The organism is Anabaena sp. TISTR 8404, from assembly GCF_056847745.1.
On sequence record NZ_CP180578.1, the window covers coordinates 1,092,059 to 1,108,092 of the forward strand.

The following is a 16,034-nucleotide window of genomic DNA, read 5'->3' on the forward strand; positions in this document are numbered from 1 at the left end:
TAGCTTAATTATAACGATTATCACCTTGGTGAGGTGCAGGAAAAATAATTAACCGCCAATAGAAGAGGATGAACGCAGATGAACGCAGATAAATTTGTACCTCAGCAGAGTAGTAAACGCTACCATAAAAAAATATTGCGAGTTTTGTCAAAAATAAGATTATCTTACAGGTATATAATTAGGAGTCGTTATTGTTTTTATATTTGTTTTATAGCAACTCTATTATTAGTAGTTAAAAGTCATCCTGCTGTTGCCCATCAACCTACATTTTTAACGTCAAATTATATAGCGCAACAATTAGAGAATCCTTCAGATTTATTACAACAAGGTAAAAACTATTATCAAGCTGGAAAATACACAGAAGCTGCTAGAGTTTGGCAAAATGCGCTGAATGTTTATCAATCAGAAAAAGAAGTTATCAACCAAATTCAAGTTTTAAATTATTTAGCATTAGCATACAAAGATTTGGGAAAACTGCCCCAATCGCAAACTGCGATCGCTCAAAGCATTAATATCATCAAAAGCCTAAAAAATACCGATACTAAAACTAACTTATTATTAGCACAGGCATTAAATACTCAAGGAACTCTCCAAGTATTGCAAGGAAAAACTGATGCAGCTTTAGAAACTTGGCAACAAGCAGCAGTCATATATAAACAAACGGGTGATCAAACAGGTAAATTGATCAGTCAACTTAATCAGGCGCAGGGTTGGCAAGCATTAGGACAATATCGCCGCGCCAAGACTTTATTAGAACAACTGATCAAAGAACTGCAAAGTCAACCGGATAGTCTCTTGAAAGCTCAAGGTTTGAGGAGTTTAGGCATTGCTTTGCAAACTTTAGGTGATCTCAAACAATCTAAGTCAATCCTAGAAAAAAGTTGGGAAATTAGTCAACAATTCAACTCACCATCTGATGTGAGTGCAGCGCTATTTAGTATTGGCAATGTTGCTAGAGATTTAGAAGAATATGATGTTGCTTGGACATATTATCAAGAAGCTGTAAATTTATCTCCAGAACCACAGGCAAAATTAGAAGCACAATTAAATCAATTGAGCTTGTTGGTAAAACTGCAAAACTGGGAACCAGCACAAGCATTGATTCCAGAAATTGAAACTAACCTCACCCAACTTCCAGCTAGTCGTCCTGCTATTTATGCCAAAATTAACTTTGCAGAAAGTTTGATAACATTAGAAAAAGCCAGGGAAAACAAAAAATCAGTTACGGATAATAATTCAGTCAAAATTGCCGAATTGTTAGCAACTGCTGTTCAACAAGCCAAAGAAATTAAAGATCCAAGAGCCGAAGCTAACGCTCTTAACCAACTAGGTAAACTTTATCAAAAAAACGGTCAGTTAGCGGATGCGGCAACATTGACAAAACAAGCACTCACAATCGCTAAAGACATAAATGGTACTGATTTAGTAGCGCGTGCGGCGGGACAGTTGGGTGCAATTACTAAAAAACAAGGAGATATTAATAGTGCGATCGCTGCTTATGAAATAGCATTTAATAACTTGCAATCTCTACGTAGTGATTTAGTGACGATTAATCGAGATGTACAGTTTAATTTCAAAGAAAGTATTGAACCTATCTATCGAGATTACGTCAGTTTGTTGTTGCAAAAAGACAATCAAAGCAACATCAAACAAGTAATGCAAGTAATGGAAGCTTTGCAAATTGCTGAACTAGATAACTTTTTTCGGGATGCTTGTTTAGATAATACCAAACCCGTAGTTTTAGAAAAAATTGACTTGCACGCAGCTGTTATCTATCCAATCATTTTAAGCGATCGCCTGGAAGTTATTCTTTCAGTTCCCAATCAACTTCTACAACACTACAGCACCCAACTATCAAAACAGCAAGTTGAAGCTACTTTAAAACAACTTTATTCTTCCCTATCTCCTGGTTATCCCAGTAACGAGCGTTTGCGAGTCTCCCAAGAAGTTTATAATTGGCTAATTACGCCTGCTCAAGCAACACTCCAAAAAAGTAATATCAAAACTTTAGTTTTTATCCCAGATGGTTTGCTACGCAATTTACCAATGGGCGTTCTTTATGACGGTAAACAATATTTAATTGAAAATTATAGTGTCGCCCTCAGTCCTGGTTTAAAACTATTTCCTCAAGGACTGCAACGCCAAAAATTGAGCGTGTTAGCCGCTGGACTAACCGAAGCACGTCAAGGCTTTAATCCCTTACCAGGAGTGACAGGAGAAATTAAACAAGTCACAGCAGAAGTTAATTCTCAAGTATTGTTCGACAAAAATTTTAGCAAAGACAGTCTAAAAACAGCGATCGCTAATAATTCTTTCCCTGTAGTTCATCTGGCTACTCACGGTCAATTCAGTTCTGACCCAGAAGAAACCTTTTTATTGACATGGAGCGATCGCATTTCTATTCAAGATTTTGACAGTTTATTTCAAAATAAAAGGCAAAGCAACAGCCAACCAATTGAATTATTAGTCATGAGTGCTTGTCAAACAGCTGTAGGTGATAACCGCGCCACCTTGGGTTTAGCTGGATTTGCCTTGCGTTCCGGTGCTAAGAGTACCGTCGCCAGTTTGTGGTCAGTTAGTGACGAATCAACTTCTCAATTGATGAAAGAATTTTATCACCAGTTGAGTAATCCAAAACTCAATAAAGCCGAGGCATTACAACAAGCACAAATCAAGCTTATGGCTAATCCTTTGTACACACATCCTTATTTTTGGTCTTCTTTCGTTCTGGTCGGTAACTGGTTGTAAACATACTATGATTAACTATCACAAATTCTTATCTATAACTGTTTGCAGCACCATAGCCTTAACTGGCAATGCTGCATTAGCTAGTCCTTTGCCACGAAAAATGCTCATCAGTGTGGAATTTAAGCTTCCCAAGGATGCAGCCCCCAGAACCAGTGTTGGTGGTGGTACTAGAGGGAACGTGCAGTTCGCTTTACCTGGAGGTTCTGCACCTAGAACCAGCGTTGGTGGTGGTACTAGAGGGAACGTGCAGTTCGCTTTACCTGGAGGTTCTGCACCTAGAACCAGCGTTGGCGGTGGTACTAGAGGTGATGTACAGTTCACCTTACCCGCAACTTCAGCCCCCAGAACCAGCGTTGGCGGTGGAACCAGAGGTGATGTGCAGTTTACCTTACCCGCAACTTCAGCCCCCAGAACTAGCGTAGGTGGCGGTACAAGAGGAGAAACTATTCCTCTGACAGCATTGCTTCCTCCCACCCAACAAGGGCGCACTGTATCTTCACATCCCACAATCTTTGCTTATTTACCTCCGATTGGAGCAGAAGAGGTTTTCTTTAGCCTGCAAGATGAAGCAGGCAATTCTCATTACTCTGCAACACTGAAAGTATCTCCTGATGGCGGTGTAGTGAGTGTTACCTTACCATCAACAGCACCAAATTTAGTACTAGACAAAAATTATCTTTGGTACTTTGCCCCAATTGAACCAGGTGGAGTGCTGCGACCAGATAATTACGCTGTTACAGGTTGGGTGAAAAGAGTCAAACCAACATTTAACGAGCAAGATTTAGCTTCAACCCCTGTACAATTAGCCACTAAATATGCGGAAGCAGGTGTATGGTATGACACTTTGAAAGTTTTAGCAGCAGCCAAGCGATCGCAGCCAAATAATAAAGCCTTTGCAACTGAGTGGCACGATTTATTAAAACAGGTGGGGTTAGAAAAAATTGCCTCTGAACCATTAATAGAAGCTTTGTAATTTAACAACAAAATGATTGGCACAAAAATTAAAAATTACGTCAAAAAATGGCGTACAACACTAATAATTACTCCCTGTGTTGCTGGGTTAGTAATTGCTGGGAGTAATATCGGTATTTTGCGGATTTTAGAATGGGTAACATTAGATCAGTTATTTCGGCTGCGTCCCCAAGAATCTGTAGACAAGCGAATTGCAATTGTCACTATTGATGAAGCTGATATTCAATATGTCAAACAGTGGCCAATGGCCGATCGCGTCATGGCTAAAATGATTCGTAACATCAAAGCACAACAACCAAGAGCGATCGCTATTGATATTTATCGAGATTTACCTGTAGAACCAGGACACGCAGAACTCGTCAAAGAATTTCAAAATACGCCCAATTTTATCGGCATTGAAAAAGTAGCTGGCAAACCAATTGCCCCACCTCCAACTCTCGCTAAACAAGGTCAAGTAGGTGCAAATGATTTACTCTTAGATACAGATGGGAAAATCAGACGCGGCATCATCTTATTAGGTAAACCTGATCAAAGTTTGGTGCAAGGGCTGGGAGTAAAACTCGCCTTAATGTATTTAGAAAAAGCAGGTATTGAATTAACAGCAATCAACGCAGATAAACAAATTTACGGTTTAGGCAAAGCGAAGTTTGTACCTCTATCGAGCAATGATGGAGAATACAACGAAGCTGATATGGGAGGATACCAAGTTTTAATCAATTATCGCGGTGGACTAGATAGATTTCCCCATATTTCCCTGACCGATGTTTTAGAAAATCGCATTCCTGCTGATTTTATGCGCGATCGCCTAATTTTGATCGGTGCAAAAGCCCCAAGTTTGAATGATAACTATAGTACCCCATACAATAACAACTTATTTTTTCCCACAGAGCTAATCCCTGGAGTAGTAATTCACGCAAATATTACTAGTCAGATCCTTAGCGCCGCTATAGATGGCCGTCCGATGTTGCAAGCCACAGTTAAACCCTTCAACTGGTTGCTCATCTTCTTTTGGTCTGGATACAGCGCCAGTTTGGGGGCATTGTACATCAAAAAACGTCGGCTAACTGTAGGTGGTTTATTGCTGGCTGTGGTCGTTATCCTTAGCAGTGCTTACATTGCCTTTCTTGGCGGCTGGATAATTCCTGTCTTTGCACCTATGTTAACTGTTGCCAGTGCAACGATAGTGAGTATTGTTCATGTTCTCTGGCGAAATCTGATGCTTTCTTATCGGAAATTAGAAGATTACGCCCGCACCCTAGAAGACAAAGTGCAAGAACGTACCGCCCAACTGGCGCAGGCGAATGCAGAAATCAGCATCCTTAATGAAAAACTCCAGCAAGACAACCTTCGTATGAGTGCCGAACTCGATATAATTCGGCAAATGCAGCAAATGATTCTTCCCAAACCAGAGGAATTAGAAGTCATTGAAGGACTGGATATCGCTGGCTTTATGGAAGCTGCGGATGAAGTCGGCGGTGATTACTACGACGTACTGTACACCGATGGCGTAGTCACTCTGGGTATTGGAGACGTGACTGGACACGGACTGGAAAGTGGATTGTTAATGCTGATGACACAAACCGCCGTTCGCCTCCTCAAAGAAATCCGCGAATCTGACTCAGTGCGCTTTCTTGACACCCTCAACCGCACCCTCTATAAAAACGTCCAACGGATGAACTCTGACAAGAGTTTGACATTAGTAATTCTTAACTATAGTCAAGGGCAAATCAGTATTAGTGGACAGCACGAAGAAACAATTCTCGTCCGCAACAGTAGAGAAATTGAGCGCATTGACACGATGGACTTGGGTTTCCCCATTGCGTTAGATGATGACATTGCTGATTTTATTAGTCACACAACCATAGAATTACAACCCGGAGATGGCATTGTCCTCTACACTGATGGCATTACCGAAGCCAAAGACATTAATAAAAATCAATATGGTATTGAACAGTTATGTGAAATTATTCAGCAAAACTGGCACAAATCTGCATCAGAAATTAAAGATGCGGTAATTTTAGATGTACGGCGACACATTGGCACACAAAAAGTATTTGATGACATCACATTAGTAGTATTTAAACGACACGAATAAATTCTAAGAAATTAATATCTGCCAATAAAAATATCCTTAAATAGAAACATAAATATGTTTTCAAACCTGACAAATGACAACCTAAATATGAATCAAATATCTCCAGAATCTACAATTAAAACTGAATTATTTGGCGATTTTATCTCTAAATTTCCTCCAGAACATGACTCTTTAGAACTTTCGTTTACACCCAGTTCTCGCCCTATTAAACAACGTTGGCGTAGCAATCGTCTTTCAGCACACTTTTTTGCTGACTACTTCACAAACTTTTTACCAGTAGATGATAACGAACCAAATCAAGAACAAAGAATCAAAGAAAGTAAAAGTGCTGTTAGCTATGTCGCTAACGAACTTCTTGAAAATGCTATGAAGTTTAATGATAGTAATTCTAACTACAAAGTCAAATTTGGGATTCATTTCTTGAATGATAGAGATAGCGTCACCGCCGTAATTTTTGCCAGCAATAGTATCAAACCAGGTGGTGAAGATAAGTTGAGAGCATTTATTGCCGAACTACTAGCTTCTGATCCTCATGAGATGTATGTACGCCAAATTGAGAAAAGTACTGAAGAAAGTGGTACTTCTGGCTTAGGATTGTTAACCATGATTAATGACTATACAGCCAAAATCGGTTGGAAATTAGAAACCATTCAGCAAGAATCTCTGATTATGGTTGTAACTACGATGGCGCAAATCAAGGTATAGTATTCGTCGGTATGTGATACCAATATTTTGGTTTAAGCAGAGAAAATTATCTGGTTATGCAAGAAATTAAAGGTGAAGATTACATTGTTGAAGGTGATACAGATTCTGCAACCGTCAACTTTAAAGGCGAGTTGAGTCTTGGGGGGCCAAGTGAATATGAACCAATTGCCAATCTACTCAATGAAATTGCTGCAACCGAACCAGCAACGATGACTTTGAACTTAAGAGAATTAGCATTTCTCAACAGTTCTGGCATTAGTATGCTATCAAAATTTGTCTTAAATTTGCGTAAGAAAAAAGGTATCCAGTTGATTGTTTTAGGTTCCAACACTATGCCTTGGCAGGGAAAATCCTTAAAAAATCTAGAACGCTTGCTTCCGGGTTTAAAACTGGAAATTGAATAATAATTACCTAAAAATTCAAAAACAATTAGTGGTGTGTTTTTTTACCCACTAATTGTAGACAACTAAATTAAAAATTTGGTTGGTGTTTCACTTTAATCTACTTATGATACAGCCATTTCTAAGCTACTGCTTTCAACTGAGTTTACTATCATTGCCTTTTGGTATTGAGCAGACAATACCGTTTTTACAAAACTTCATTTTAATTGCAGTTGGAGCAGCTGGCTTGTATGGCATCATGTTTTACGTTCTGCGAGCTATCTTTCGCCAGTTTGAGCGTGATTTTGCCCTTGTTACACTCTATGTGTCAATATATCCAGTTCTAATTGTATTTATTCTGAGTGGTATTAAGCTGACATTTAATGATCTAAAGCAGACACAATTCGCTTGGATAGATCAACTATTAATTGCAGCGATTATTGCTACAGTTGGCTATTGGATGATTAAATTTTTTAGCCAAGTTATTATCTATTATTTACAGGAAGTTGCCGAACAAACCGAAATTATGTGGGATAACGTTCTCATTCCCTTGTTGGAAGGCGTTGTTCCATTTTTAATTACTTTAACCAGCTTTGGTTTAATATTACAACTCGCTTTTAATATTAATTTAACAGGTGTTTGGGTTACTGTAGGTGGAGCTACTTTTATTGTTGGTTTTGCAACAAAAGATATTTTAGCTAATTTTTTTAGTGGTATTGTTCTGTTAATTGATACTCCATTTCAATTTGGCGATATTTTGAAGTTAGAAAATGGAGAATTAGGCATACTCAAAAAAATAGGTTTACGAGTCACCCATGTTTATTTATTTGATAGCCTGACTGAAGCTTATATTCCTAATAGTGTTTTACAAGGACAGACTATTGTTAATCTGAGTCGCCCGATCGCGCCAGTTAAAATTTCTCAACCAGTTATCTTAAAACCAGACGGCGATTTAGATGCAGCTTGTCAAATCATGTATGATATTATTTGCGCTCATCCTGATACTTTGGGAGATATCGACACAAAGCTGAATTGCCTAGACAATTATTTTATTAGAGAAAATAACCAAGATGGTTTTATAGAAAAGAAGAAAAATGGACGAGACAGACTGTTAGCAGAAAATAAAGTCAATCTCAAGTTAACAGAAATTGAACAAACACTAGAAGCAATCGTGGTGACTCTACAATTTGTAGAACGTGGAGGACTCAGCCCAGAGGATATTGCAACTGTTCAAGAAGAGTATCAAAATGTTTTAAGTTTGATTGGGCTGCAAGTAATTGTTGACGAAGTTAAAAATAATAATAGATTTTGGCATTTTAATCCTGTAGGTCCCAAAATTAAAATTAAAGAAATTAACACTCCAGATTCGCTGATTAGTTTAGTCAGGGATTGGTATAGAATTTGGTTAAGAGATCCAACTCTACACGAAGAAGACCAATACCTTTTACCAGAAACGTGGGAATATAAAATTGATGTTTTGAAACGAAGAGTTGGACAATTACAACATAAGATTTTGAATCCTAGTCGGATAGAAACTCGCCTAGATGATTATGTTAAAAAGTTAAACAATTGGTTAAAAACAAGATTTAAACACACTAGCAGTCAACAGCAAGCACCACAAGTGTTGATGGATAAAACTGTCTACGGTAGTAGTGCAATTTTTATTCAATTTAAGCTTGAATACTATGTTGACGATATTAAACTAGAAAATTGCGAACGAGGCGATCGCGTCAGTAGTGAGATTTACCGCGAAATTATAAAATCTCTTCAAGGTTATGTGGTAGGAAAATGGACTTAGCAAACAGGCAGGAGGTAAAAATCTCAAGTTTACTGGTACAGCAAGGCGTGAATAAAGCACTCATTCTCAATAGCTCTCAAGCTGACTATGCTGATTTTTTCATTTCATACTTTATACTTCAGCCTTTTTGTAATAGTACATGAAGTAATTATCAACAAAAGTAATAAAAATAGTACAATGCTAAACAAACTTTTACCCTTTGAAACGAATACTTGGGCTTTCGTTTTAAGTAGTTTACTAATTACAGTTATTGGCGGCATTGCCCTTTACGTCATATTATTTTATGTATTGCGTTCCATTTTTCGGAAATTTGAGCGAGATATTGCATTAGTAACACTGAATGTTTCTGCTTATCCGGCTCTGACAGTTTTTGTATTATCTATTTTAAAGTTTACATTACATCAGTTATCTAGTAATCCAATTATTGACGGCTTTGAGAATATCTTATCAGCAGGTTTGATTGTTGCAATTAGCTACTGGTTAGTACAACTACTTATTCAAGTATTCATATATTATCTGAGAGAATATACCCAACAAACCGAGGCAATGTGGGATGATGTACTGCTCCCTTTGATTGAAGCAGTAGTTCCTGTAATCATTTTCACTATTGCTGGTGTGTTTGTATTACGAACATTTGGGGTTGATCTGACAGGAATTTGGGTTGCACTGGGTGGTGCAACTTTTGTGATTGGTTTTGCAGCGCAAGGAATTTTGGCAAACTTTTTTAGTGGGGTAGTGCTATTAATTGATACGCCGTTTAAATTTGGGGATGTGTTGCTGCTAGATAATAGTACGATCGCCATATTACGCAGAATTGGGGTACGAGTAACTCAACTGTATATACCGGAAAAACATTGTGATATTTATATCCCCAATAGCAATCTGCAAGGGCAAAATATTATCAATCTCAGCCGTCCTACATCTTATTATCACTTCTCCACAGACCTAAGACTGCCAACTGCATTTGACTTACCTGAAGTAAAGCGAGTGATGCAGGAGGCAATTTTAGCTCATCCAGATACTTTAGGTGATATAGATAGCAAATTGGAATTACTGGATAACTACTATCAAGTACCAGAACTAGCAAATCAACACGAAATCGGTAGACTACGCTTATTAGCAGAACAAGAAGTTAATTTTAAACTAGAAGAAATTCAGCAAGGACTGGAAGCATTAGTCGTCACCTTGCAATTTGCTGAAAAAGGCGGTATGACCCAAGATGAAATTAATAATGTGCAGGAAGAATATCGAGGTATTCTGAGCTTAATTGGGTTGGAAGCTATCACTGAAATTAAAAATAAGCGCTCTATCTTTATTTTTAATGAAACTCGAACTCAAGAAACACTAATTAAACTAGTTCGGGAATGGTATCGTGTTTGTCTTCGCGATCCAAATTTGCTAGATAACGACAGCTATTTAATTTCTGATGAATGGGAACGCAAAATAAATTTATTGAAGCGACGAGTACAAAGGCTTTACCAGAAAATTTCTAATCCTCAAAGCGAGGAAACTCGCTTAGATGATTATGTGATTGAGTTAAATAAATGGCTGTTAGAAAGATTTAAGGAACCGCGACAAAAATGGCAAGATCCTCAAGTTTCAGTGAAAGGGTTGGAATATGAAGAAGGATTTCCTTATATGAAATTTCGTCTCAATTTCTTTGTAGATGATATCAAACTAGAGAATGGCAAACGAGGCGATCGCGTTAGCAGTCAGATATATCAAGAAGTTTTACAATATCTCAAGTCCAACAATTTGAATAATATTAATGTCGATGAATGCGGCAAAATCATTTAAAAACAGGACTTACGCCAGACAATTTAGTGTGCCAGTGAGGTAAGCCCTAATTCTTATGTATGTTCAACGCATTGGAGCAGTGGGCGTTTTGATGAGTAAGACTTCTTGTGTATCCATAACTGCACGAACATTATAGTTTTTGACTAATTCCCGATACACATTCATTGTTTCCTCATGCACTCGTGCTGCTTTGAACCGTTCTAAGTTTTGTTTGGCACGATGTTTCCAATATTGCAGTTGTACAGGGTTGCTGAGTAATTGCGCCAAGGCTGCTGCTAAAGTTTGACTATCTTTTGGCGGTACTAAAATACCAGCTTGGCGATTATCTAATGTTTCGGGAATGCCGTCTATATCGCTGGCAACAATGGCACAACCAGCTTCTCGCGCTTCTGTGAGTACTAAACCAAAAGATTCGCAGTAAGAAGCAAGGACAAAAATATCGCTTGCCAGCATATAACGTTGCGGTTCTGGCTGAAAACCTTCAAAATGAATGCGTTGACGCAGTTTAGTGCAGGGAATATTTTCTACTATTGCTTCAAATATAGAACGATCTGGGCCGTTTCCAACTAAATATAAGTGTGCTTCGGGAAAATCGGAAGCAATTTTTGTAAATGCTGCGATTAACTCTGCAATACCTTTACGGGTATACATCCCGGCAACGGTGGTGATGGCTGGACGATGTAAAGTCATAGGTTGGTAATCTTGAATGCTGGGATGACGGGGACTACCTAATGTACCGTTGGCAACTACACGTAATTTATTCTCAGGTATTCCACGCCGTACCATTGAATCAGATACTGCTTGGCTGACGGCTATAACTCTATCGGCCAATCCCATTAAGACAGCACTACGCTGAAACTCGTTGTGTACTGTAGATACTAAATTATATTTATAGGCTTTTCGGAGAATTCCAGCCAGCACTACGCCTGTCATCATGTGTGCATGGACAATATCTGGTTGAAATTGTTGGACAATTTCTCTAAAACGCCAGACAGCTTTGAGTAGGTTGAGTGGTTGTCTAGATTGATCTAGTTGAAAGTGTTTGACGTTATGACATGCTAGTAAGGTCTCAAATTCTCCACCAACCGAAGCTACGGCAACATCATGACCATCTTGAGATTGTAGACAAGCTAAGTCTACTGCTACGTTAACAATTCCATTACCAATTTTTTCTACATGATTTGTAATATGTAATATTTTCATAGAAGGTTTTCTCTACAGATGTCATTTATTGCGAATGGTGGATTTTGCAGCATTCTGTCAGATTTATATCTTTGACAAAACACTGTAATTAAAATAATGTGTCGTCAATTAATAGGTTGACATGACAATTAGGATTCAACTCTAAAAAAGATTTCATAAGCACCTAAGAAGCGCTGAACAAACCCATTAGGTAAACTTTCAAGTTGAGAAGTGTAGGCAGCGATCGCTTGATTTTTCTTTTCCTGAACTGAGGCGATCGACAAACAATAAGCTGCGGCTATATCTGGCAACTTGAGCATAATAAATATCGGCGCACGCCAAAATAACCAAATAGGATATTGCAGTAGTTCAACTTGAATTTCTGCTTGTTTAATTGCTGCTTTTACCAAATCATAAGTTGCTTCATGATCTCGATGACAGTCTTTTTTATGGGGTACATAAACTTCCTCTGGTTGATAATGCTTAAGAAGTTCGGCTATCTGGGCGATCGCTTCTTGTTTTTCTTCAGCTTTTAAAGCTTGTAAACCTCCATCTGCTTTCTCTAAAAAATGAATTGCTGATGTCTCCATACCCAGGATATTTAAGGCTTTGATTGCTTCTTGTTTACGAATTTGAATAATTTTATTTCTCGATTCTGTGTCTGCATCTCCTGAACCTTGACCATTCGTTAGAAACACTACAGATACTGGAATACCCTGTTCACGCTTGCGAGCAATCATTCCTCCGCAACCAAATGTTTCATCATCTTGGTGGGGAGAAAACACCATTACTGATTTTTGGTTAACAGTTAATGGCTGACTTCCTCGCAGCAAAATCCAGCGCATTAATAAGCTGGAATGAATATATTGCATTTGCTCAAGCAAAGCAGTAGGAACTAATTTTTGTAAATGTTGTAAATAGGGTTTGATTTTCATATAACTCCGACAATACTAGATTAACTAGATATAGCAATTAATATTTATGCAAATCTTTATTTTTTAGTATTTGATTTTTGAATATTAATCATGACTGCAATTTTACAAAGACAATAGCTATATTATGTTTACTTTTTAGTTCAATTTTTTCAGCTTGTTTTTTACAAGTGTACATAAAATTTATTTAGTGGCTGTAGTAAAATGTATTTAGTATGATAGTTCACTTCTCTCATAGATGGGATAAAAATATTTATTTATTTGATGAAAAAATAAATATTAATATAAAGAAAATTCTAATCTTAATAAATATAGATTTTTTAGTATCCGACTAATACAGTTTAATTTTTTTTGTTAATAAATAGATCCCCGACTTCTTCAAGAAATCGGGGATCTGAGCCTAAGAATTTTTGCAGTCTGGATGAATTAACAATTAACTTTTGAAGCGATACATAATCACTTTACCTTTCCAATCTTCTTCCACAAATACTACATACTCACCATTGGAACGTCGAAAAGCACGGATACCTTGGGGAATATCAATCCAGCCACTTTCACCTGCAACTTCCTGTCCTGGTTTTAATGTTTTCACAGTAGCACCAGTTTTGGCATTGTAAACATAAACCTCTGCCGTTTTCATTTTCACAGCAAATACATAGTCTCCAGCCACACTCATAGCTGCGGTGGATACTTCCCGCTTACCTGTGGTGTCGTGGGGAACTACGATACGCCAACGAAGTGTGGGATTATTGCCTTTACTCCAATTGTCAAACCGGATAATTTCAGAACCAACTATTCCTGTATCATCGCCAATTGCTGGATGATCAACAGTGAAGCCTGATAAATACATCGTATCGGTTTCGGGGAAGTATTCGATGCGCCGCAAATCAGTAATCATGCTAGGAGTTTTCTGCTTCTGCATCGAACTATAACTATAGATGGGATTACCATGTTTATCTATTCCTTGTAGGGGATAGTGGCGAATCCCAATACCATCTTGAGTCCGCAAGGTTTTCCAGACATCACCTTTATTGTCTACCCACCATCCACCTAAGTAAGGATAGTCTTCACTTTGATCATATTCACCTTGATCAAATGCACCGTTACCGTTGCGATCGCGCCAAATCCATTCTCCTTTATTTGGTTGATAGGGTGGCCAATTTCCCTTAATTGATTTTTCCCCACCACCATTTGTCCCTGCAAACATCCCCGCCGGAATCGCAATCTTACCATCCTTAGCGGGATTGAAACGGTAAATTTGCAAAAAGCTGGCGTACATATCTGTGATAAACAAAAATGGCTTACCTTGAATGCGACGCACAAAGGTAGCATCTGGGGAAGTATGCAAACGCGGATCTTGAGGATATTTGAAGGGATTTAAGGTGTAGGCTTTATAAGTCCATTGCTTACCTGTAGGCTTGTTATAGTCGATCAAGAATTGTTCTTGCTTGGTGAACACTTCTACACCATCAGTTTTTGGATCTGCATCGGCGTTATCAACAAATAATAATCCGTGTAGTTCCCATAGTTGTTTTCCTGATGATGAAAACTTGCGTAAGTCTGTACCTGATTTGTTAAATCCATTGCTATTAACATAGATATTCCCGGCGCTATCTGCACCAAGTCCGGTAATTCCGTATAGTTTTAGTGGTTGGATTTCACCAGGAGTTCCTGCATAAATACCACCTTTAATTCCAAAAGTTCCAACCTGCACAGGCTGATTTTTGATGTTGTAAATTAATACTTGCTGACGCTGACTATTGTCTGCAACTAAAAGTCTACCTTGATGATCGATAGCGATCGCAGTTGGTTTAGCAACATTGGTAATTTGTTGCGGTAATTGCTTACCTGTAGGAGAGTAAAGCGAAATCTTATTTTGGTTTTGCAAAATCCAGAGATTTGCTTGTTTATCTACCGCGATCGCCCCAGGATTAACTACACTAAAACTACGTAGTTCCTGCATTGTTTCGCTATTGTAAACACGAATTTTATTAGTTGCAGAATCACTTACATATAACTCGTTTGCCGCAGTTGCTAATCCAGTAACTTCACTTTTATTACTGATAATTAACATACTTTTATCCCAACCCCGTCCCCCATCAAAAGGTGCTGGTTTTCCCAACAAGTTATAGCGTCTGACAGTGTACCAAGTTGTCCCATCCGGTGGATAATCTTTATCTGTTTTACCAATTGCTCCTTGAGCTAAGGCAATATAAATGTATTTACTATTTGCCGTTACCGCTTTGCCACCGCTGCGACTCCAGCCGTGAGTATCTTCTACAATACCAATTACATTGCCATCTTTATATATGCCTGCTTCTCTACCAGCTTCATCCCAATGACTGTTAGTATAAACTGTGCCATTGGGAGCAACATACATTGCTTCAATATTATTTTGTACCCACTTATCTCCACCACCAAAAGTATTGCCTAACCAAGATGTTGTATAAGTTGTGGCAGCTATACCTGGAACACTTGATTCAGTGGTTATGTCCAGGAAAATTGCAATAAATACAACAATTATCCCAAGTAGCATAAAATAAATTGGTTGTATCTTGCGATTATTTCCTGATTTAAATATTCTTTGAATGTACTTATTAAGTTGTTGATGAATTTGTCTCAACAATAAATATGTTTTTTTAGGCATAATCTACACAATTTTTGAAATTTATATATTTATAGCAACCCAGCTAAAACCTTACAGAAAAATAAAAAGTTAAAATTATACCAAATCAACTAGCTTTGGCTCAAATTTAATGGATAATAATAGGTTTGCATAATTTTTAGTTGACTAATTTCATCAACAAAAAACAGTATTAATAGCCATCTGTCATAAATCTTGGTGTCTCTTATGCAGAAGATAGACTATTGCCTATAAAGATATATTGTGTGTATTTGCTCCTGATATCTACCTGTCTGAGTGAAGTTTTAAGATTTTAGCTTAAAGATTCAGCTTTTATCTAACAGGACATATTACATGAATAACAAAGTATTGATATTTTAAAATTGTATTTACCAAAAATTTATAAAAAGCATACATATTTTTCAAGTAAAGTTAGCATTTTTTTCATACTAGTATCAATATTTACTAAATGAAGTTAATTTCCAGTAAATTTGAATACAAAAAAATCACGTCTCATATACACAAATTTTTAAAGTAAGCTGTAATATATTTCTTGACATAGTGATCTAAATAGTTTATAAATTATTGTTTCATCCAATAAATATTATCTTTTATGATTCACTTTTAAAGTTTAGTAGTTAGAGATTTTCGAGCAAAATCTGCACATGGTAAGACGCAAAAAGTGCTGATTTTTGTAAAAATAACAGGATATAAGTATTAGTCGAATTCATCTACTGCCAAATTGCAAAAGTATTTAATCAGAGGGTGATAGTAAAAATAAACACACTCAATAAATCATAGG

At 37.5% G+C, this 16,034-nt stretch carries 10 protein-coding genes; 7 read left to right on the forward strand and 3 right to left on the reverse strand.

The features are described 5' to 3' along the window. Positions 1 to 78 precede the first annotated feature (78 nt). The 7 genes from ACMX3D_RS04660 to ACMX3D_RS04690 all read left to right on the forward strand — a co-directional run bounded on the left by ACMX3D_RS04660 (position 79) and on the right by ACMX3D_RS04690 (position 10,495). Positions 79 to 2,748, forward strand: coding sequence for a CHAT domain-containing protein (locus ACMX3D_RS04660; protein ID WP_482750293.1), 2,670 nt, complete (start codon positions 79 to 81; stop codon positions 2,746 to 2,748). A gap of 7 nt (positions 2,749 to 2,755) precedes the next feature. Beyond that, on the forward strand, positions 2,756 to 3,721 hold the full coding sequence (locus ACMX3D_RS04665) for a DUF928 domain-containing protein (protein WP_482750294.1): 966 nt from the start codon (positions 2,756 to 2,758) through the stop codon (positions 3,719 to 3,721). A gap of 12 nt (positions 3,722 to 3,733) precedes the next feature. Further along, a complete protein-coding gene (locus tag ACMX3D_RS04670) occupies positions 3,734 to 5,815 on the forward strand; it encodes a CHASE2 domain-containing protein (RefSeq protein ID WP_482750295.1) in 2,082 nt (693 codons plus the stop codon). 87 nt (positions 5,816 to 5,902) lie between these two features. Next, positions 5,903 to 6,520 (forward strand): slr1658 family protein, encoded by a 618-nt coding sequence (locus tag ACMX3D_RS04675; protein ID WP_482750296.1) that lies wholly within the window; start codon positions 5,903 to 5,905, stop codon positions 6,518 to 6,520. Between the two features lie 56 nt (positions 6,521 to 6,576). Then, positions 6,577 to 6,924, forward strand: coding sequence for a slr1659 superfamily regulator (locus ACMX3D_RS04680; protein WP_482750297.1), 348 nt, complete (start codon positions 6,577 to 6,579; stop codon positions 6,922 to 6,924). Positions 6,925 to 7,027: 103 nt separating this feature from the next. After that, positions 7,028 to 8,698, forward strand: coding sequence for a mechanosensitive ion channel family protein (locus ACMX3D_RS04685; protein ID WP_482750298.1), 1,671 nt, complete (start codon positions 7,028 to 7,030; stop codon positions 8,696 to 8,698). A gap of 177 nt (positions 8,699 to 8,875) precedes the next feature. Continuing rightward, entirely contained in the window at positions 8,876 to 10,495 is a 1,620-nt protein-coding gene (locus ACMX3D_RS04690) for a mechanosensitive ion channel family protein (protein WP_482750299.1), read from the forward strand. A 63-nt stretch (positions 10,496 to 10,558) separates the two neighbouring features. Here the strand turns inward: ACMX3D_RS04690 and ACMX3D_RS04695 are convergent, their stop codons facing one another. From ACMX3D_RS04695 to ACMX3D_RS04705, 3 genes are all read right to left on the reverse strand, one after another. Continuing rightward, the gene (locus ACMX3D_RS04695; RefSeq protein ID WP_482750300.1) at positions 10,559 to 11,698 is read right to left on the reverse strand and encodes a glycosyltransferase family 4 protein; all 1,140 of its coding nucleotides are present in this window, start codon (positions 11,696 to 11,698) and stop codon (positions 10,559 to 10,561) included. 128 nt (positions 11,699 to 11,826) lie between these two features. Continuing rightward, complete coding sequence (locus ACMX3D_RS04700) at positions 11,827 to 12,612, reverse strand: PIG-L deacetylase family protein (RefSeq protein WP_482750301.1); 786 nt, start codon at positions 12,610 to 12,612, stop codon at positions 11,827 to 11,829. A 430-nt stretch (positions 12,613 to 13,042) separates the two neighbouring features. Further along, the gene (locus tag ACMX3D_RS04705; protein ID WP_482750302.1) at positions 13,043 to 15,256 is read right to left on the reverse strand and encodes an NHL repeat-containing protein; all 2,214 of its coding nucleotides are present in this window, start codon (positions 15,254 to 15,256) and stop codon (positions 13,043 to 13,045) included. Between the last annotated feature and the right edge of the window lie 778 nt (positions 15,257 to 16,034).